This window comes from Sorangium sp. So ce1036 (genome assembly GCF_051369805.1).
Classification (GTDB): domain Bacteria; phylum Myxococcota_A; class Polyangia; order Polyangiales; family Polyangiaceae; genus Sorangium; species Sorangium cellulosum_F.
Window position 1 is genome coordinate 9,754,207 of record NZ_JBBMOX010000001.1, and the last position, 19,404, is coordinate 9,773,610.

Consider the following 19,404-nt stretch of genomic DNA (forward strand, 5'->3'; position numbering starts at 1 on the left):
GCTACCGGGCGCGGGCGAGCTGCGCCTCGAGCTCCCGGATGCGCCGCTCGGCAGCCTCGCGGGCGGCGCGCTCGGCCTCGGCCTCGCGCTGGGCAGCCTCGGCCTTGCGCCGGGCGCGGGCGGCCTCGCGGCGGGCGGCTTCCTTGGCGGCGCGCTCCGTCTCCCTCGCGGCGCGCTCGGCCTCTTCGGGCGTCAACCAGCGCTCCGCGCCCGCCTCGTCCGTGCTGAGGTCGAACGACGCGCCCGCCGGCGTCCGCACGGCGTGGAGCCAGCCCTGCAGGACCTCCGACCATGCGGGGCCCTCGCCGGCATGCACCTGCGCGAAGGAGGTGTCATCGAGGCGGCGCCAGAGCTGGATGCGGAACGGGCCCCCGTGCGCGCGCGGGCCGTCCAGGAACGGGTCGAGGATCCACAGCTCCTCGACCCCGCAGGCCGCGTACTTCTGCGGCGCGATCACGTAGTCCTTCGTCGGGTGCTGCGCGCTCACGATCTCCACCGCGAGCCGCGGCGCGACATGGCCCTTCTTCCACAGCCTCAGGCTGCGCACCGCATCCCCCTCGGGAGGCGGCGGCTCGACCAGGTAGACGTCCGGGTCGACGCCGAATTGCGGGTGCTCGCGGTCCCAGCGGACGGCCAGGTTGCGGCCTATCTTCACGGCGCGCTCGACGCGGGCGGCCCAGCCGAGCAACAGGGCGCGGATGCGCTCGCTCAACAGATCGTGGGGGCTCGACTCGGGCACCGTCTCCTCCGTCAGCACCCAGCGCTCGAGGTCCGGGACGACCTCGCAGCGGCGGATCACGCGGAGAGACGGCGGCATCGGCGCAGAGCGTAGCATGGGGCGCGGGGCGCGCTGCGCGGCGGACGAGGGCGACGGGATCCTGGGTGCGGTCATGGCAACTCCTCCCCCCGGCGCGGAAGGAGCCGCGCAGCGGGGTGTCTCTGCTGAGGGAGTTCCGGGCAGGCGGGGCGCGTGATCTGAAAAAGCGACCCGACCGGGCAGCCCCGGCCGCCGTCGTCATGGCATCATCCTCTGGCGCGGACGTTTCCACGGCGCGCCCGCCTCCAGTCCCGCGGACATGGGAAGCGCCTCGCAGTCCAGCCCCGAGGAGTGACACGCTGCGCCTGCCGATCGAGGTCCACCGGGTCGACTGGAAGTGGGCGCTGTCGAACGTGCGCCGCTGCCCTGCGCGGCCGGCTGCTCGTGCCCCGGATCTGGGGCGTCACACGATCGCGATCATCGGCGGCGGGACGGCCGGCATCACATTATCCGGACGTGTTCGCGCTCGGCGACGCCTCGTCGCTGCCGACGTCGCGGACCGGGGCGGCGATCCGGAAGGAGGCGCCCGTGCTGGTGGAGAACCTGCTCGCGGTGATGAGGGGGAAGGAGCCAGCGGCGAGATACGACGGATACACGACAAGGCGGCTGCCTGCGAGGGGACCCCGCGCGCAGGTCAGATCAGCACGCGCGTCAGTACACGAGCACCTCGCCGCCCGACGAGAGCGCGCACGCGCCGTCCTCGGGATCTCCCCCCGCGCGGAGGATCTCGGACGGCTCCGGCTCGCGGTAGTCGCCGGAGAGCTCGATGTCGACCATGCGCAGGATCGCGCGATCGAGCCTGGTCACGTAATAGCACGGGATCGTCGGCTCCTTGTGCTGTCCGCCGACGCCGGAGTCGTCCGTCAAGAAGAGGTATCGGCCGCCCGTGATCTGCGCGGCCGAGCGCATGGTGAGCTCGGTGAGCTCATCCACGCCGCTCGACGCGACGGGATAGATGTGGACCCCGAGGTCCTCGAGGGCCCGTATCCCGGCTGCCATGTCCGCCGCGCTGCTGTCATGGTGAGGCGCGTCCGCGACCCAGAAGGCGAGGCGCGCCGTGTCGTCGTCCGCGCGCCAGGCGAGGCCCGCCGCCTCGAGGAGCGCCTTGTCGGGCGCCTCGGGGAAGTCGCCGCCTCCGCCCGACGCCTGCGCGGCGAGCTGGTCTTGGAACTGGTCGAGATCGTTGCTGAAATCGAACGATTTCACGACGTAGTCGTCGCCGATGTCTCTGTAAAGGACGAGCGACCAGCGCTGTTCGGCGTTCGGGTACATGGTGAAGATGGATTCGGAGAGCGCGATGAACTCCGTCTGCAGGTAGGTGAGCTCGTCCCCCATGCTCCCGGTCGTGTCGATGACGAGCGAGACGTCGAGCGTCTTCCGCGCCCCTCGCGGCGCCGCGAACGCGCTGTTGGCGGCCCGGTGATCGGCCTCCGTGAAGGGCAAGAGACCCGGGAGCTGCTGCTCGTGGATCGCGCTCCGGTAGGCGAGGAAGAAGTCGAAGTTGCGGTTGTCGTCCCAGACGCCCGCGGTGAGCGTGCCGGCCTGGACGCCGCCGCTGCCCCCGCTGTCGCCGGTGCCGGTGCTGGTGCCCGCGGCCCCGTCCGCGCCGGCAACGGGGCCTTCGCCGCCGGCGCGGTCATCCGAGTACGCGCCGACGGCGGCGTAGCCGGAGTCGTCACCGGAGCTCGAGCACGCCCCCAGCACGAGGAGGCTTCCCAGCGTGACTACGAACCGAAAACGCATGCTCATGGAGTTCTCCCTGGCCGCCTGGGTCCTCACGCGCCGGTGCAGGACGCGGCCATGCGGGCCCCTGTGTATCGAGCGTACCGAGCCCGAACCGCGTGATGTCCCGGCGCTCGCGAGGCTGCCCGGCAGCGCTCTGCGCCAGGACCGTGCCAGCGCGCATGATCGGCGGATCATGCCTTGAGGCTCATGAGGCAGGTCACGGAGCGAAGGCGCACGACGAGCACGCTCACGGCGCGAAGGCGCACGACGAGCACGCTCACGGCGCGAAGGCGCACGACGAGCACGCTCACGGCGCGAAGGCGCACGACGAGCACGCTCACGACGAGCACGCGCCCCAGGCTCCGGCCGGGGGCGCGCGTCGACTCCCTGGGCGACGCGGGACTGGAAGAGCGAGGTTGGGGGCCGGGACCGAGGCGGTCGTGAAGCGTGTCGTGCGAGCGCACGGAGCGCCGCGAAGCAGGGCTACCGGGCGCGGGCGAGCTGCGCCTCGAGCTCCCGGATGCGCCGCTCGGCGGCCTCGCGGGCGGCGCGCTCGGCCTCGGCCTCGCGCTGGGCGGCCTCGGCCTCGCGCTGGGCGGCCTCGGCCTCGCGCTGAGCGGCCTCGGCCTCGCGCTGAGCGGCCTCGGCCTTGCGCCGGGCGCGGGCGGCCTCGCGGCGGGCGGCTTCCTTGGCGGTGCGCTCCGCCTCTCTCGCGGCGCGCTCGGCCTCTTCGGGCGTCAACCAGCGCTCCGCGCCCGCCTCGTCCGTCCTGAGATCGAACGACGCGCCGGCCGGCGTCCGCACCGCGTGCAGCCAGCCCTGCAGGACCTCCGACCATACGGGGCCCTCGCCGGCATGCACCTGCGCGAACGAGGCGTCGTCCAGGCGGCGCCAGAGCTGGATGCGGAACGGACCGCCGTGCGCGCGCGGGCCGTCCAGGAACGGGTCGAGGATCCACAGCTCCTCGACCCCGCAGACCGCGTACTTCTGCGGCGCGATCACGTAGTCCTTCGTCGGGTGCTGCGCGCTCACGATCTCCACCGCGAGCCGCGGCGCGACATGGCCCTTCTTCCAGAGCCGCAGGCTGCGCACCGCGTCCCCCTCGGGAGGCGGGGGCTCGACCAGGTAGACGTCCGGGTCGACGCCGAATTGCGGGTGCTCGCGGTCCCAGCGGACGGCCAGGTTGCGGCCTATCTTCACGGCGCGCTCGGCGCGGGCGGCCCAGCCGAGCAACAGGGCGCGGATGCGCTCGCTCAACAGATCGTGGGGGCTCGACTCGGGCACCGTCTCCTCCGTCAGCACCCAGCGCTCGAGGTCCGGGACGACCTCGGAGCGGCGGATCACGCGGAGAGACGGCGGCATCGGCCCAGAGCGTAGCATGGGGCGCGGGGCGCGCTGCGCGGCGGACGAGGTCGGCGGATTCCTGGGTGCGGTCATGGCAACTCCTCCCCCCGGCGCGGAAGGAGCCGCGCAGCGGGGTGTCTCTGCTGAGGGAGTTCCGGGCAGGTGGGGCGCGTGATCTGAAAAAGCGCCACCTGCCGGCACCGCCATGAGTCCGCCCATCGCCAGGACGATGCGGGGAGCCCATGACGGCGGCGAGAACGCCTCGATGTGGCCGCGGGAGCGAGGCGATCGACGAACTGCGTCCCGTCATGGCGCGCGGCGCCGTCCAGGAGCTCGGGGAACGCGTCCAGGAACCGGCCTGCGTCGTCCAGGAACTCGGGGAACGCGTCCAGGAACCGGCCTGCGCCGTCCAGGAACTCGGGGAACGCGTCCAGGAACCGGCCTGCGTCGTCCAGGAACTCGGGGAACGCGTCCAGGAACCGGCCTGCGCCATCCAGGAACTCGGGGAACGCGTCCAGGAACCGGCCTGCGTCGTCCAGGAACTCCGGGGATGCCGTCAGGAAGTCAGGAGCTGAATTCTGGATTTGAGGCCCGTGCAGGAGCCGACGAGCGAAGGCGGCGCTCCCCGCGGGTCGTGCTGGCTCACACGCCAGTCATTGCTGCGCACGGCGTCCCCCGCCGGGGCCGACGGCGGTAAACGCCATGGTCGTGGGCCAGGTCTCTCGGACAGGAGAGCGTCACCGTCGCCGCCCATCCCATCCTCGAGAATGGCATACGCGCCCAGCTCTCCCTCCGTCGTATGCATCACGGCAGAGTGCCCTCGCACCGACCATGACCTCCACCGCGCATCTGTTCGGATCCAGCGCACCACGAGAAGTGCCTTCGCCGGGATCCATCTCCCCCATCATCACAGACGAGATTCGGCCGAACAGACGAGCCAGAGTCCGGCATGACGCTTGCAGAACAAGCCAACGCATCCGCATCGGCGGTTGCAGTCTTGCTCGGAGGTACGCGATGCCACACGTTCAATGCCAGCTTGCCGAAACTCGTCGCCAGATCGATGACGCGCTCCACGTGCGCTGGAAGGTCTTTGCGGAGGAGCTCGATCTCCTCGCCGCACCGCCCCCCGCTCCGCGGGAGGTGGACGCGCTCGATATGCTGGAGACCACCCTTCACTTCGTTGCTTATGCCGGAGGGGAGCCGGTCGGCACGGCCCGCCTCCTGCTCACGAACCCCGATCTTGCTCGTCTCCACGGCACGCGCTTCGGCCTGGACATCGAGGGGAAGTTCGATCTGAGCCAGGCCTACCAGCCGGCTTGCTCATTCGCCGAGGCCACTCGCCTCTGCGTGCTCGCTCCCTTTCGGTGCTCATCCGCGTTCGACGAGCTGATCCTCGCCATGCGCCGTGAGAGTCAGCGCCGCGGCGTCACCCACTGGATCGCCGCCGCCAATGTCGAAACAGACTCGGAGGAGGACGCATGCCTCGCGTACCGCATCAGCGCGCGCCTCGGGCTCGTGAGCGAGAGCTTCCACGCGCTCCCTCTCGAGGGGACCGCACCGCCTGCTCTACCTCGCTTTCCCCTCTATACGCCGGAAGAGCACGCGCACGCCTCGATGGGTGACCTGCGAGCCCTGCGGCTGCCCCGGGTCCTCAGCGTCCTCGCTCGCCGGCTGGACGCCCGGTTCATCGGCAAACCTCGCTACGACGCGCGTTTCCGCCGCTTCGCCATGCCCCTCATTGCTCAAGTGAACCGGGGCGCGCACGCACGGCAGCGTCCCTCACGACTCGCCGTTCAGCACAGCAGTCCAGCGTGATTCATCAACCATACTTACAAACACTTCATGAGGCACCCCATGAGCGCGAACCTACTATCTCTCCTGGAGCACGAGGCCGAGATGCTCATAGCCACCCTCGACGCGAACCCGGCTGCGCGCCGGCTGTTCGAGGGCACGATCTCGGCGGCGGAGTACTCGAGCTTCCTCGAGCAAACGTATCAGTATGTGCGCTGGACACGACCGCTCTGCGAGCGCTGCGGCGTCCGGCTGATAGAGGCCGGCGGCGGGCCGCTCGCCTCGCTGTTCCTCCGCAAGGCGGCCGAAGAGTCCGGCCACGAGCAATGGGCGCTCGACGATCTCTCGGCCCTCGGGCACGAACCGCGAGCCGCGCGGCGCTCGGCGCTGCTGCCGGCGACTCGGGCCTACATCGCCTGGAACCGGTGCTGCGCCGAGACCGGCACGCCCGAAGCGTTCCTGGGTACGGCGTACGTGCTGGAAGCGCTCTCGGCACGCCGGGCGGACCGGACAGCGACCCACCTCGTCGCCAGGAGCGGGATCCCGGGCATCGAGGGCGCCGTCCGGTTCCTCCGCGGCCACGGGGGCGCCGATGCGGCCCACATGCACGAGCTCCTCTCGGAGCTCGCCGCCGTATCGTCCGTCGCTCAGCGGGACACGATCGCCCTGTCGGCGAGGGTGACGCGCGAGCTGTACCCGTTGATCGTGGCCGGCACCATGACCCGCGCGGCGCCGGACGTGGTCAGCTCTCGTCCCTCGCGGCGGCCAGAAGCGCCGCGCGATTCGGAATCCCGAGCCGGTTGTAGACCTCCTGCAAGTGCTTCTTGACCGTATCCTTCGCTCTGCGGAGGTCGTCCGCGATCACCTCGTCGGTCCACCCGCGCAGCACACGCGTGGCCACCGCGCTCTGCTGGCGCGTGAGGCGCGCCCTCCACGCGTCCGGCAGCGTCGGCGGGCCCACCTCGCGCAGATCCAGCACCCACACGACAGCGCCCCGGACGGCGAGGGGCGAGATGCTCACCCGCAGCTTGCTCTTCGCCCCCCAACGCACCCAGCTCGATCCCGCGAGCGTGGCGCCCGCGAGCGCTTCGACGAGCGGCGCCGGGAGCCCACCGCCCGCGCGCTCCGACACCGAGAACCAGCGCTCGATAAGCGCCGTCGCGCCCTCGCTGCGGGTCAGCTCCGTGCGGGGCGGCTTGACCACGACCACCTCCACCCCTTTCCGGCGCAGCGCGGCCTCCAGCGCCGAGCTGCGCAGCGCTGCTTCGCTGAACTGCCGGCAGTTGCGCAACGCCGTCGCGACGAACGGCGCGAGCTGCTGAACCAGCGCGCGATCGCGCTCGGAGAACGGCCTCCGCCGGTTCCGGTAAAGCGTCATTCCGCCGTGGCTGTCGGGTCCTACGGCGAGCTGCACCGCCATCACCTGCCCGATCTGCAGCCCGAGCTCGCGGCAGCGGTGATAGAGCACCGTCCGACCGAGCTCGCGCTGTCCGAGCATCTCGCTGTCCCGCAGCACCTCGCCGGGCCGGGACAGGACCGACCGACGCACGAAATCGTGCGGCAAGAGCTCCGCATAGCTCGACACCAGCTCGATGGGGAGCTCCGCGACGGCCCACTCGTACGCGTCGACACGGTCCGGAAGGCTGACGCAGAACGCGCCCTGATCGGCCGGCACCAGCTTGCTGAGTGTCGTGTACGCACGACGAGCGACGTCGTGCAGGTCCAGCGAGCTGTGGAGCCCTTCGAGGAGCTCGAAACAGATCTGCCGCTCGCGCGGCGTGTTCAGGATCGATGCGTCCATCGCGAGCCGAGTATATCGCGGAGAGGGCTCGCATGGAACACGTCCCGCGACACACCGCGCCCGCCGGCGCTCCCTGCGATGGCCGCAGCAAAGGGCCTCCCGCCACTCTGTCCCTGCTGCCCGCAAGGCGCGCGGTCACGCCGCCCTTCCCGGCCGTGAACGCGGTATGGCATGCCATCGCTCGCGCAGCGCTCGGGGGGTGGCCTTGCGCCCTCCGGGCCAGCTCGCGCGCTTTTCTTGGCCGTGAAGATCATGGACTTTATGCTCTGAAGAAATGAACAACGACCGCAGCACGTCCACAATCCCCGGCGAAGGCAAGCTCGGGCTGCGAACTCGCAAGATACATATCGAGGTGCTCCAAGGGCCTGACGCCGGAGCAAGCGTGGAGCTCCCCGGCCCGGAGGCACGCCTGGGCACAGGACGCGACGCAGATCTTCTGCTCAAAGATCCCACGGTGAGCCGATTCCATCTCGTCCTTCGCATCGAGGGTGACAACATCCGGGTCCTCGATGCTGGAAGTCGCAACGGGACGACGGTGGACGGGATCCGGGTGCGTGACGCTTACGCGCGCCCGGACTCGGCGATCGGCCTCGGTGGGACGGTCCTCCGGCTTCGCATGCTGCCGGATATGGTGGAGCTGCCATTATCGCCCCACGACCGCTTTGGCCAGATGCTCGGCCAGAGCGTCGCGATGCGTCGGCTCTTCGCGCTGCTCGAGCGGGTCGCGCCCAGGGACTCGACGCTCCTCATCGAGGGAGAGACCGGCACCGGCAAGGAGATCGTCGCCCGCTCGGTACACGCGGCGAGCGCGCGCGCGCATCGCCCCTTCGTGGTGTTCGACTGCTCCGCTGTCTCCGCGAACCTCATCGAGAGCGAGCTGTTCGGCCACCTGCGCGCTGCCTTCACGGGCGCCACGAACGACCGCGTCGGCCGCTTCGAGGCCGCAGACGGCGGGACGCTGTTTCTCGACGAGATCGGCGAGCTGCCGCTCGAGCTCCAGCCCAAGCTGCTCCGAGCCATCGAGAACAGGGAGATCGTCCGCATCGGCTCCAACACGCCGCGCCGGGTCGACGTCCGGATCATCGCGGCCACGAACCGATGCCTGACACGCGAGGTCGAGCGGGGCACCTTCCGGGAGGATCTCTACTACCGCCTGGCGGTCGTCCCGGTACGACTGCCGCCCCTGCGGGAGCGAATCGAGGATATTCCCCTTCTCGTCCGGCAGTTCGAGGCGGAGTGGCGGGCGCACGGCGCCGCGCCCATCCCGGACGAGGTCGTGGCTCGCTTGAAGCGGCAGTCATGGCCGGGCAACGTGCGAGAGCTGCGCAACAAGATCGATCGGATGCTGGCGCTCGGCGTGCCCGAGCTCTTGCCGGACAGCGCGGCCGACGCGGCCTGTCCGGCCAAGCTCGAGGTGAACCTGGCGGTGCCGCTCGCCGTGGGGCTGGAGCACATCGTCGAGGAGTACAAACGGGCGTACGTGGAGGCGGCCTTGCGGCAAGCAGAGGGGAACGTCTCGCGGGCAGCCCGGATAGCCGGGGTCGGGCGCGCCTTCATCCAGAAGGCGATGAAGCGGTTTTCTCTCTCGCACGTGCCCCGAGCGCCATCCGCGAGAACCCGCGGCGCAGAAGCCTGAGGGGGAGCCATGGGAACCCAGAGATCGGAGATCGCTTCACAGCGCCAGGATCCCTTCGGCTGGGTGGGCACCACCCTGGACGAGCACTTCGCGGTCGCGGCGGTGGCGGGTGAGGGGGGGTTTGGCATCGTGTACCGCGGGCTGCACCGCGGGCTGCGGGTGCCGGTCGCGATCAAGTGCCTGAAGCTACCGGCGCATCTCGGCGCCGCCGAGCGGGAGCGATTCCTGAAGCGGCTGCGGACCGAGGCGCGGCTGCTCCACCTCCTGTCGCGGCAGACCGCCGGGATCGTCCAGGCGCTGCACGTCGGGGCGGCCATCGCCCCGAGCGGGGCGTGGACGCCGTACCTCATCATGGAGTGGCTCTCGGGTGAGACGCTGGAGCAGCACCTGGCCCGTCGCCGCCGGGCCGGCGCCGCGCCGATGGGCCTCGCCGCGGCCGCGGCGCTCCTCGCGCCTGCCGCCGCGGCGATCAGCACGGTTCACCGGGCCAACGTGGCCCACCTGGATCTCAAGCCATCCAACCTCGCGATGGCGCGGCTTGGCGCCATCTCGCGGCTCAAGGTGCTCGACTTCGGGGTCGCGCGGGCCTTCGCCGAGAGCCCCGTCTTCACGGCGTCGACGACCGAGACCGAGCCGACTCGAGCGTTCACCCCGCAGTACGCCGCGCCGGAGCAGTTCAGCCCGCAATACGGCGCGGCCGGTCCGTGGACGGATGTGTTCGCGATGGCGCTGCTGCTCATCGAGCTCGCCTCGGGACGGCGGGCGCTGCACGGAGACAACGCCATGCAGCTCTTCATCACGGCCATTGACGAGCAGAACCGGGCGTCGATGCTGGCGCAGATACCTGATCTGGGGACGAAGGCAGAGGCCGTGCTGCGGCGCGCGCTCGATGTCAACACACAGCTACGCTTCCATAGCATGCGCGCGTTCTGGGACGCGCTCACGGCGGCGCTCGCGGAGGAGGAGCCGGCGCGTACGACGCCTGTCGCACCTGGCGAGGGCAATGCGCCCGCGACGCGGCCGCTCGAGCCTTCGTCAGGGGTCCTGGATGAGTTGGCGACCGTACCGGAGCACCCCGGCGCGGACCTGGTCACCGTGACCGGAGAGGCCCTGAGCACCACGTTGCGGGACATCGAGATCCGGCCGCCTGCCGGTCGGCGCCATGCAGCTCGTGCGCGGCGCGCGTGGCTCTGGGCTGCGGCGGCCGGGCTGGCGTCCATCGTCGCGGTGACGTCCGTGCGGTGGGGCTTTCCGGGACAGGCGTCCGCGGCCCCGGTCGAGGCGCGCGCGCCGCGCGCGGAACCGGCCCTCAAGCCGGTATTGAGCACTGCAGCGCGAGTCGCCCTGATCACGCGGATCGTGCACTCGTTGTCGGAACCGCCCGATACGGCACCTGTGTTCCCGGCGAGAGAGGTCGCATCGTCCGCCCCCGACGTGGCGGCAGGACCGCCGCCGTCGTCACCACGGCAGCAATCGGCGACCCGGCCTGGGGCGAACACAGGACGCTCGGCTGCAACGCCCCGTGTCAATCGCTGGGGCATTCAGTGAACGCGACGGAAGAACACCACCGGAATGCGCGCTAGCCCTGCCATCCGCCGGCTGCTCGCGCTGGGGTTGATAGCAGCCATGGGCCTGGCCACCCCGGCAAGCCTCGCACAGACGGCGGCCTCGCCGGCGCTGATCGCGGCGCACGCGCTCTACGAGGAGGCGATGCAGCTCATCGAGGCAGGCCAGTACACGAGCGCCTGCTCCAAGCTGGAGGAGGTCGTGCGGCTGGTCCCCGATGGCGTGGGCGCGCAGCTCACGCTCGCCGAATGCTACGAGATCAGCGGCCGCCTGGCGAGCGCATGGTCGGCGTACCTCCTCGCCGAATCCAGCGCGGCGAGGGAGCAGCAATCCAGGCGGCGGCGCCTCGCCCGCAAGAGCGCCGACGCGCTCCGACCGCGTCTGGCCCAGATGGTGCTGGACGTGCCCCGTGCGGTCACAGGACTGCCGGGGATCACGATCACCTGCGATGGGACGCCGGTGTTGCCAGGTCGCTGGGGTGAGCCTTTCCCGGTCGACCGGGGAGAACATGTGATCGTGGCGCGCGCCGATGGCCGCGTGTCATGGGAGGAAAAGGTCGTGGTGCCGAGCGACGGCGTGACGGTTCGCGCCACGGTGGGCACCATGCCGCCCGCAGCCGAGCCCGCTGTCAAGGAGAAGGCGTCGGGCGCGACGAAGCCCCCGCCGCCCCCCGTGATGAAGAAAGGGTCGGGCACGGCGAAGCCGTTGTCGGTGAAAGCCTCGATGGACGCGGAGGCTGCGAAGGCGCCGACACCGCGGGGTGCGGCGGCTCATCCGACGCGAGCGGATGGAGATGGGTGGTTCGGCGGAGCGTGGGGATTCCAGAAGAAGCTCGCGGCGGTCGCGGGCGGCATGGGCGCGATGAGCATCGGCATCGGGATCGGCGCGAGCGTGGTGGCGGTCACCAAGCGCGACGAGAGCCATGCGTACTGCCGTGACGGTGACCTGTGCGATGCGAAGGGAATCGCGCTGCGCGCCGGCAGCCGCACCGCGGCGGACCTGGCAGCAGGAGCCCTGATCGCGGGAGCGCTCTCGCTGGCCGGTGGGGTCACGCTGTTTGCGACAGCGCCCGACGCGGGGCGCGGCGCGAACGTGCGCGTGGCCGTGGGCGCAGCGCGGCTCGACGCCCATGTTGCGTGGTGATCGCAGGAGCGCATAGGCCACCAGCGGGGACGCACGGCCAGAGGGGGACCGCCCCGCACGATCCGTGTGCGCGGCGGGGGGTCGTACCAGGGAGCGCCGCGAAGGGGGACGGCGCTCCCTTGGAGGCGACGCCCGAGGCGAGATGAGGCGTACCACTTTGGTGGCATATTTCGATGTATTTTCCTGATTGCCGGCGGGGTTCGAGCAAGAATATGCTCGCAGGTGCCGCTGCGGCGCTCGGCTCGACGCCGAGCGCCGCAATGGTCCGCAAAGCTCGCCCGCGGGGCGGCGTGGATGGGATCCGGCTGGCGAAATTCACGGCCGGCACCGCGCGAAGCGCGTGGTGACGCGACTGTGGCTGCCTCGATGCAGGGCGGACCGACACCCGTTGACCAAGCGGCCTGTAACCGGCCAGCGCGGATCGCTTCTTCAACCAGCACGACGCCAATCGACCCGAGGTCAAACATGCACCGATCGACAGCTACGCAGACGACGGCACCGAAGCCGTCCAACAGTCGCGCGCGAACCGAAAGTCGCGCGCGAACCGACAGGAACCGGCGGTCGCTCGCGCTCCACGGGCTACCACTCGCGGCGCTGGTTATTCCGGCCATGGTAGCAGCATCAAGCTGCCTGGAGATTCCAGACTGGTCCGATCGTGTATGTATCGACGACGCTGGCGTTCACGCTTCGGAGCCCCTGGAGTGCCACAAGGGCAAGGGAGCCTGCTGGGTGCTGATCGATGCTTGCGACGATCTCGGGCTGCTCGCATCATGCCCGGATCTCTCCGGCGCGGACTGGGACCAGTGCGGCGACGGGATCGACAACGACTGCGACGGCGACATCGATGAGGAGGAGTGCGCCTGCGTTAACGATGCGCAGAAGCCGTGCTACCCCGCCTCGCCGACGACGCTGGGCAGAGGCATCTGTCGCACAGGGATCCAGGTTTGTCAGAACGGCGTCTGGGGAGCATGCGAGGATGCCATCGTCCCTGCACCGGAGATCTGCGACGGCCTGGACAATGACTGCGACGGCGAGGTGGACGAGAGGTGCCAGTGCAACGAAGGCGATGAACAGCTTTGCTATCGTGGACCAGCCGAGTCCATCAACGTGGGCGCGTGCATCGTCGGGAGGCAGGTATGCGTCGACGGTCGGTGGGGAGAGTGCGACCACGACATCCTCCCGTCCCTGGAGCGGTGCGACGGAATAGACAACGACTGTGATGGCACGGTGGACAACGTTCCCGGCGTCGACGCGTCGTGCGACACAGGGCTATCTGGCAGGTGCCATCAAGGCACCACCCGCTGCGACAGCGAGGGATACAGAATCGTATGCGTCCCGGACGCAACGCACGAGATCGAGCAATGCAACGGCATAGACGACGACTGCGACGGCACCACCGACAATGGCAATTTCTGCTGCATAGACAACCTTCAGAACGGCAACGAGACCGACGTTGATTGTGGCGGCTCCTGCGCGAACAGGTGCCGTGTAAACCAGAAATGCATCAGCGACAGCGACTGCGAGACCGCGAGCTGCGAGGCGGGTATCTGCCGGCGCAGGAGCAGGAGGGGGCCCGGCGCGGCATGCGATGCCGCCATGCAGTGCGAGAGCGGCTTCTGCGTTGATGGCGTCTGCTGTGACACGCCATGCGGGGGCCTCTGCCAGGCGTGCACGCGAGCGCTGCGGGGCACGGGGCAGGACGGCCAGTGCGGGCCGATCAATGCGAACGAGGATCCGCAGGACGAGTGCATCCGTGCCGACCCGAGCTCGTGTCGCAACACAGGGGCCTGCGACGGTGAAGGCGCCTGTCAGCTCTATCCGCAGGGGACGCCGTGCTCCCCGGCCGTCTGCGCCACTGACGGAGTGACCCTCGAGCGCGCGCATACCTGCGATGGTCGTGGTGAATGCGTTGAGGGAGGCAGCCAGAGCTGCGCCCCATACACGTGTGAGGGCAGCGCGTGCACCACGCAGCTCAGCAACGGGAAGGCGTGTACGCTGAACGCCGAGTGCGCGAGCCACCACTGCGTGGACGGCGTCTGTTGCGAAACCGGGTGTGGCAACGGCGATCCAGGAGACTGCATCGCGTGCAACACGCCGGGAAAACTGGGCACCTGCGCTCCAGAACTCAGAGGGACTGTGTGCCGCAGCGCTACAGGGATCTGCGATATCGAGGAGACGTGTGATGGCGTAAGCACGGAATGTCCACCCGACAGCGTGGCAACTGAAGGGGTATTTTGCCGTGCGGCTGTCGGACCTTGCGACATCGCAGAGGTATGTGACGGGGAAAGCGTGAGATGCCCGGTCGATCACGTGATGCCATCCGGAATCGTCTGCCGCGAGGCAGTGGGTGCGTGCGATCCCCGAGAATCATGTGATGGAATCGCCCCCGAGTGCCCGCCGGACGAGTCCACGTGCTTTTGACCCGACTGTCGCGCCGAGGCGATCATTCGGCCATCGCGTTCTCTAGCGCGGCTTGATCCGGCGGTGCGCTGCGCCTCGCCGGAGAGGCATCGCCCGCCAGCCCTGGCCCGGGACGTGTGGCTGCGCGGGCGAGCGTCAGGACCGGACGGCCCTCGACTCGCTCGCGGTCGCCGAACCCTTGTCTATCCTGATGACGGTCTCGGCCACGAAATCCCGCCACATGATGCCGAGGTTGATGAAATTCGGACCGCTGGACGAAGGCTCGTACTGGAGGAAGGACGTCTTGCAGATCAGGAGCTCGTAGAATGGGAAGCGGTTGTGCCAGCCGTCCACCTTCACGTGTGCCCCCGACGGTCCGCGTCGAGAGAGCGTGATCTTGTAGCCGAAGTCGATGTCTGGCGCGATGTCAATAAAGGGGTACGCCGCGGCGCACTCGATGTCGATCGTGGAGGTGAGGGCGTCCAGGTTCCGGACCACGGGTGGCTTGCTCTTGTTCGGCGCGGTCTTGGACACGACAACCCATGGCATCCAGTTTACCTCCGCCACGGAAGCCGGCGGACCCACAGGCACGCCCACGACGCTCCTGGCGAGGCGCGTCCGCCGGCGCGAGGGGCCGACCCAGCTTTCGATCTTGCAACCCGGCTGATCGCAGACGATGCCGGCCGCGAGATCGACGATCGACGCGCCGCTGCTGTCCTTGTCGGAGCGCAGCATGCCGCGGAAGGCCGGGACCGGCTGCGGGAGGCTGCCGATCTGGCCGACCTTGACGGAGACCCGGCTCCAGAGGCGAGAGTTGTACAGGGCGTCGTCATGCTGACCAAAGCCACGCTCGTCGCCCTTGAACATCGCCTCCATGGCTCCGCGCTTACCGGTCACAGGTTCATAGGTCCAGCCATCACTCGCCGCGAGGAGCTTCTTGTGGATGAAGGCAGCAAAGAAAATCTCGATGGTCGCGTCTCCGCTCATGGTCATCCCGGGGTCATGGAGTGGAAGGCAGCGATGCGCTGCGGCCATGATACCACGAAGGGGAGTCTCGACCAGAGCAGGCGTGGTTCCGGCGAAGCGTTGCGGCGACAGCTCCGCTCCGGCAGCATTCCGGCTACCGCTCGCATGCGAGCACAGCGCCTCGATCGCCCGGAGGCGCCGCGCCGGCAGCATCGTCCTCCGTCGGGCGCTGCGCGCTGACGCGCTCCATCGCGCTGACGCGCTCCATCACGAGCCGCGGCGCGACATGGTTCTTCTTCCAGAGCTTCAGGTTGCGCACCACGTTCCCCTCCGGGAGCGGCTCGACGGGCTAGGCGTCCGAGTCGACGCCGCTGCGGGTGTTGGCGGTTCCAGCGGACGGCGAGGTTGCAGACTATCCTCACGCGGGCATCGGGGATGCTGAGCGGGCCACCGTGTGCGCGCGGGCCCTCCAGGAACGGATCGAGGAGCCATTGCCTCTCGATACCGGCGGCGCGCTCTTACGATGAATAGGAACCCTCAACGCGGAAAACTCGAATCTCGAACTCTCCTTGCCTTCCGGGCTTTCTGCGGTAAGTGCGTGCGCTCCGATTGAGCCCTTCGATGATGGCCCTGGTCAACTCAGCATAGCGCGACCACTCGGCCCCAGTCTTCTGTGTGGGGTCGACCCGCCTATGCACCGCCAGCGCCGACGGAACTAGCACACACGCCACGCTAGAAGGATTGCCCGCACCATTCTTCTGGATCTGCACATTGACATGTGACGGCGTCGGGTTTTGTAGATCCACACGCCACCCCCCGACGCTCCCAAGTTTCCTACGGTCGCCCACATAATTGATTGCATTGATCACGGACTCAACAGCGCATCGCATGGCAGACGCATGCGGATCGTGACAGTTCGGGAGCGCGGGCGTCCACACTTCTCCTCGACTATCTACATGAGCTACGACATAGATTGGCATCGTGAGCTTCATGATGAGAGCACCGAGGCGGCCGTTTTGTCAAGCCCACGCTCGTCATGATTCGGGCATGGAAACCGAGAATGCCTCCCCCGCAGCGCCGGCGCCATCGAAGGACAACGCGCGCTCAGGATCGCTCTATGCATGCCATATGTCAGTGGATTGCCACGAAGCCAGCTCGAGGTGCTCCAGAGTGGCAGCACCAACCCCTTGACTGATGCCACCTGGACAAAAGTTTCTTCAGGACACGGAGCGTCACCCCCGCCCGTCTCTCCCTCCTCCTCATGAGATCTTCTTGCCGTACCGCGCAGCGGCGTCCAGAACGAATTTCCTTCACCGACGCCGTCGAGCTCATGAGATCCCACGAGAACCACTCGGCGTCCATGCAACATCTACACGGAGCAGGTGCGGCAACAGAGGCCCTTGCGGGCGGGAGCGTGCTGAGCGGTTCGCTATCGAGCGCGGGTGAGCAGCACCTCGAGCTCCCGGATGCTACGCTCGGCGGCCTCGCGGGCAACGCGCTCGGCCTCGGCCTCTCGCTGCGCAGCTTCGGCCTTGCGCTGGGCGGCCTCGGCCTTGCGCCGGGCGCGGGCGGCTTCGCGGCGGGCAGCCTCCTTGGCGGCGCGCTCGGCCTGCTCGGGTGTCAGGCAGCATTCCGTGCCCGCCTCGTCCGTGCAGAGGTCGAGCGACGCGCCCGCCGGCGTCCGCACAGCGTGGAGCCAGCCCTGCAGGACCTCCGACCCTACGGGGCCCTCGCCGGCATGCACCTGTGCGAACGATGCGTCGTCCAGGCGGCGCCAGAGCTGGCGGAACGGGCCGCCGTGCGCACGCGGGCCCTCCAGGAACGGGTCGAAGATCCACAGCTCCTCGACCCCGCAAACCGCGTACTTCTGCGGCGCGATCACGTAGTCCTTCGTCGGGTGCTGCGCGCTCACGATCTCCACCGCGAGCCGCGGCGCAACATGGCCCTTCTTCCACAGCCTCAGGCTGCGCACCGCGTCCCCCTCCGGGGGCGGCGGCTCGACCAGGTAGACGTCCGGGTCGACGCCGAATTGCGGGTGCTCGCGGTCCCAGCGGACGGCCAGGTTGCGGCCTATCTTCACGGCGCGCTCGGCGCGGGCGACCCAGCCGAGCAACAGGGCGCGGATGCGCTCGCTCAACAGATCGTGGGGGCTCGACTCGGGCACCGTCTCCTCCGTCAGCACCCAGCGCTCGAGGTCCGGGACGACCTCGGAGCGGCGGATCACGCGGAGAGACGGCGGCATCGGCCCAGAGCGTAGCATGGGGCGCGGGGCGCGCTGCGCGGCGGACGAGGGCGACGGGATCCTGGGTGCGGTCATGGCAACTCCTCTCCCCGGCGCGCAAGGGGCCGCGCGGCGGGGTGGCTCTGCAGAGGGAGTTCCGGGTAGGTGGGGCGGGTGATCTGAAAAAGCGCCGGCGGCCAGCACCGCCATGGCTCCGCCCATCGCCAGGACGATGTGGGGAGCCCATGACGGCGGCGAGAGCGCCTCGATGTGGCCGCGGGAGCGAACGGAGTCCCGTCATGGTGCGGTGCCATCCAGGAACTCGGGAAACGCGCCCAGGAACCAAGCCGCCTCGTCCAGGAACCCGGGGAACGCGTCCAGGAACCGGCCTGCGTCGTCCAGGCACACGCTGCTGTTTCCACCGCACATCTCCGCAATTTCGCACATCCGTCAAGAAGAAGCTTAATCGACAGGCGCACTATCGTACATCAACAACGGCGCTCAGTAACAACCTGGCCGCACAGCATCAGACGGGCAGTCTGCAACATCACCGTCACAAAGCTCCGCGACGTCGCAATGGCTCACTGCCTCACGGCACACTGCCCCGCTTGGCCTCACCGCATCGGGCGGGCACTCTGGAGCTCGGCCGTCGCACCTCTCCTCCACGTCACAGGCACCGGCCGCCCCACGGCACACTGCCCCGCTTGGCCTCACCGCATCGGGCGGGCACTCTGAATCTCGGCCGTCACAAAGCTCCGCGACGTCGCAATGGCTCACTGCCTCACGGCACACTGCCCCGCTTGGCCTCACCGCATCGGGCGGGCACTCTGGAGCTCGGCCGTCGCACCTCTCCTCCACGTCACAGGCACCGGCCGCCTCACGGCACACTGCCCCGCTTGGCCTCACCGCATCGGGCGGGCACTCTGAATCTCGGCCGTCGCACCTCTCCTCCACGTCACAGTCACCGTTCGCCTCGCGACACATAACCCCCGCAGGTCGCTTGATATCGACGGGGCAGAACGCGTCGCTACCGCTGCACGTCTCCGCCACATCGCACACTCCGAGCGCCGGACGACATTCCGTCCCGCTCGGGACGAACACATCAACCGGACATGCTGCACTTATCCCGTCGCAGAGCTCGGGCACGTCACATTCGCCAGCTGACTCCCGACAGATCGTCCCGCGCGGCAGGAGCGCGTCGGCCGGACAATTCTTCTCGAATCCATTGCAGACCTCCGCTGCATCACATGGACCTGTACTACTGTTACACGTGACCCCGGCCTGCTTCACGAGGTCCGCGGGGCAGCTCAGGCTCTCCCCATCACACAGCTCCGCAACATCGCACAACCCCGTGGCAGCACGACACTGTGTGTCACGCGGGCTCGGAGAACAGATCCCCAGCCGGTTTGGCACATTGCATGCCTGACAGTCGCCGGGATCACTACCGCCGCACGCGCTCTCGCAGCACACGCCGTCCACGCAATGGCCGCTCGCGCACTCTTCAGCCCCGTCGCACTCCCGCCCGTTCGGCTTGCGCTCGCACGTCTTCGTGGTCTCGTCACAGATCCGGCTCGCGCAGTCGGCCCCCTCGGCGCACGCCTTCCCGTGCGGACACGGCGCGCACGAGCCGCCGCAATCGACGTCGGTCTCGCTGCCATCCAGGACGCCATCATCGCAGCTCGCCGGAAGACAGCTTCCTTCGGGCCCGCACAGGCCGCTCGAGCAATGCTCCGCACTCGTGCAGGCCACGCAGCGGCCAGCTCGATCGCAGTACCTCCCCGCGGACTGCGGGCACGACGCCCCCTCCGGAAGCTCGGTGTGCCTCGCCTCGCCCGCCACGCAGGCGTCCTCCGTGCATTCGAGGCCGTCGTCCGGCACATCCTCGTCGTCCGCTTCGACGACCACGCCCCCGTGCCCATCGCACAGGAGCACGTTGCAGTCCCCTGTCACCTGCTCCCGTGCCGGCGTCCCGGCAGGCACAGGCAGCGTGCCGC

At 69.2% G+C, this 19,404-nt stretch carries 16 protein-coding genes and 2 pseudogenes; 8 read left to right on the top strand and 10 right to left on the bottom strand.

The annotated features are described in order from the left end of the window. Position 1: 1 nt before the first annotated feature. Positions 2 to 892 carry a Uma2 family endonuclease gene (locus WMF31_RS36675; RefSeq protein ID WP_436606401.1) on the bottom strand — a complete coding sequence of 297 codons (891 nt, stop codon included), beginning with the start codon at positions 890 to 892 and terminating at the stop codon, positions 2 to 4. 372 nt (positions 893 to 1,264) lie between these two features. On the opposite strand from WMF31_RS36675, the pseudogene WMF31_RS36680 reads away from it, so the two are divergent. Next, a pseudogene (locus WMF31_RS36680) lies at positions 1,265 to 1,417 on the top strand (pyridine nucleotide-disulfide oxidoreductase); the annotation flags it as partial. Positions 1,418 to 1,468: 51 nt separating this feature from the next. Here the strand turns inward: WMF31_RS36680 and WMF31_RS36685 are convergent. The 3 genes from WMF31_RS36685 to WMF31_RS36695 form a co-directional block, all read right to left on the bottom strand. Further along, positions 1,469 to 2,566, bottom strand: a complete 1,098-nt coding sequence (locus WMF31_RS36685; protein WP_436606402.1) for a vWA domain-containing protein — start codon at positions 2,564 to 2,566, stop codon at positions 1,469 to 1,471. 167 nt (positions 2,567 to 2,733) lie between these two features. Beyond that, positions 2,734 to 2,892: a hypothetical protein gene (locus WMF31_RS36690; RefSeq protein ID WP_436606403.1), complete on the bottom strand. Its 159-nt coding sequence runs from the start codon at positions 2,890 to 2,892 to the stop codon at positions 2,734 to 2,736. 133 nt (positions 2,893 to 3,025) lie between these two features. Next, a complete protein-coding gene (locus WMF31_RS36695; protein ID WP_436606404.1) occupies positions 3,026 to 3,904 on the bottom strand; it encodes a Uma2 family endonuclease in 879 nt (292 codons plus the stop codon). A 224-nt stretch (positions 3,905 to 4,128) separates the two neighbouring features. On the opposite strand from WMF31_RS36695, the gene WMF31_RS36700 reads away from it, so the two are divergent. From WMF31_RS36700 to WMF31_RS36710, 3 genes are all read left to right on the top strand, one after another. After that, the gene (locus tag WMF31_RS36700) at positions 4,129 to 4,461 is read left to right on the top strand and encodes a hypothetical protein (RefSeq protein ID WP_436606405.1); all 333 of its coding nucleotides are present in this window, start codon (positions 4,129 to 4,131) and stop codon (positions 4,459 to 4,461) included. Positions 4,462 to 4,960: 499 nt separating this feature from the next. Next, positions 4,961 to 5,701, top strand: coding sequence for a GNAT family N-acetyltransferase (locus WMF31_RS36705; RefSeq protein WP_436606406.1), 741 nt, complete (start codon positions 4,961 to 4,963; stop codon positions 5,699 to 5,701). Positions 5,702 to 5,740: 39 nt separating this feature from the next. Beyond that, positions 5,741 to 6,505, top strand: coding sequence for an iron-containing redox enzyme family protein (locus WMF31_RS36710; protein WP_436606407.1), 765 nt, complete (start codon positions 5,741 to 5,743; stop codon positions 6,503 to 6,505). On the opposite strand, the gene WMF31_RS36715 is transcribed toward WMF31_RS36710, so the two are convergent. Continuing rightward, positions 6,420 to 7,478 (bottom strand): LuxR C-terminal-related transcriptional regulator, encoded by a 1,059-nt coding sequence (locus WMF31_RS36715; protein ID WP_436606408.1) that lies wholly within the window; start codon positions 7,476 to 7,478, stop codon positions 6,420 to 6,422. The two genes, WMF31_RS36710 and WMF31_RS36715, sit on opposite strands and share 86 nt — an antisense overlap. Positions 7,479 to 7,830: 352 nt before the next feature. Here WMF31_RS36715 and WMF31_RS36720 point away from each other — a divergent pair, with 352 nt between their 5' ends. From WMF31_RS36720 to WMF31_RS36735, 4 genes and pseudogenes are all read left to right on the top strand, one after another. Continuing rightward, entirely contained in the window at positions 7,831 to 9,114 is a 1,284-nt protein-coding gene (locus WMF31_RS36720; RefSeq protein ID WP_436606409.1) for a sigma 54-interacting transcriptional regulator, read from the top strand. Positions 9,115 to 9,123: 9 nt separating this feature from the next. Then, positions 9,124 to 10,662, top strand: a complete 1,539-nt coding sequence (locus WMF31_RS36725) for a serine/threonine protein kinase (RefSeq protein ID WP_436606410.1) — start codon at positions 9,124 to 9,126, stop codon at positions 10,660 to 10,662. Between the two features lie 162 nt (positions 10,663 to 10,824). Beyond that, positions 10,825 to 11,823, top strand: a complete 999-nt coding sequence (locus WMF31_RS36730) for a hypothetical protein (protein ID WP_436606411.1) — start codon at positions 10,825 to 10,827, stop codon at positions 11,821 to 11,823. 609 nt (positions 11,824 to 12,432) lie between these two features. Continuing rightward, a pseudogene (locus WMF31_RS36735) lies at positions 12,433 to 13,224 on the top strand (MopE-related protein); the annotation flags it as partial. A 29-nt stretch (positions 13,225 to 13,253) separates the two neighbouring features. Here WMF31_RS36735 and WMF31_RS36740 read toward each other — a convergent pair. The 5 genes from WMF31_RS36740 to WMF31_RS36760 all read right to left on the bottom strand — a co-directional run bounded on the left by WMF31_RS36740 (position 13,254) and on the right by WMF31_RS36760 (position 17,857). Beyond that, positions 13,254 to 13,421, bottom strand: coding sequence for a hypothetical protein (locus WMF31_RS36740; RefSeq protein WP_436606654.1), 168 nt, complete (start codon positions 13,419 to 13,421; stop codon positions 13,254 to 13,256). A 958-nt stretch (positions 13,422 to 14,379) separates the two neighbouring features. Next, on the bottom strand, positions 14,380 to 15,210 hold the full coding sequence (locus tag WMF31_RS36745; RefSeq protein WP_436606412.1) for a hypothetical protein: 831 nt from the start codon (positions 15,208 to 15,210) through the stop codon (positions 14,380 to 14,382). 133 nt (positions 15,211 to 15,343) lie between these two features. Then, the gene (locus tag WMF31_RS36750) at positions 15,344 to 15,508 is read right to left on the bottom strand and encodes a hypothetical protein (RefSeq protein WP_436606413.1); all 165 of its coding nucleotides are present in this window, start codon (positions 15,506 to 15,508) and stop codon (positions 15,344 to 15,346) included. 1,110 nt (positions 15,509 to 16,618) lie between these two features. Further along, positions 16,619 to 17,431, bottom strand: a complete 813-nt coding sequence (locus WMF31_RS36755; protein WP_436606414.1) for a Uma2 family endonuclease — start codon at positions 17,429 to 17,431, stop codon at positions 16,619 to 16,621. Positions 17,432 to 17,707: 276 nt separating this feature from the next. After that, on the bottom strand, positions 17,708 to 17,857 hold the full coding sequence (locus WMF31_RS36760) for a hypothetical protein (RefSeq protein WP_436606415.1): 150 nt from the start codon (positions 17,855 to 17,857) through the stop codon (positions 17,708 to 17,710). Positions 17,858 to 19,404: the final 1,547 nt, after the last annotated feature.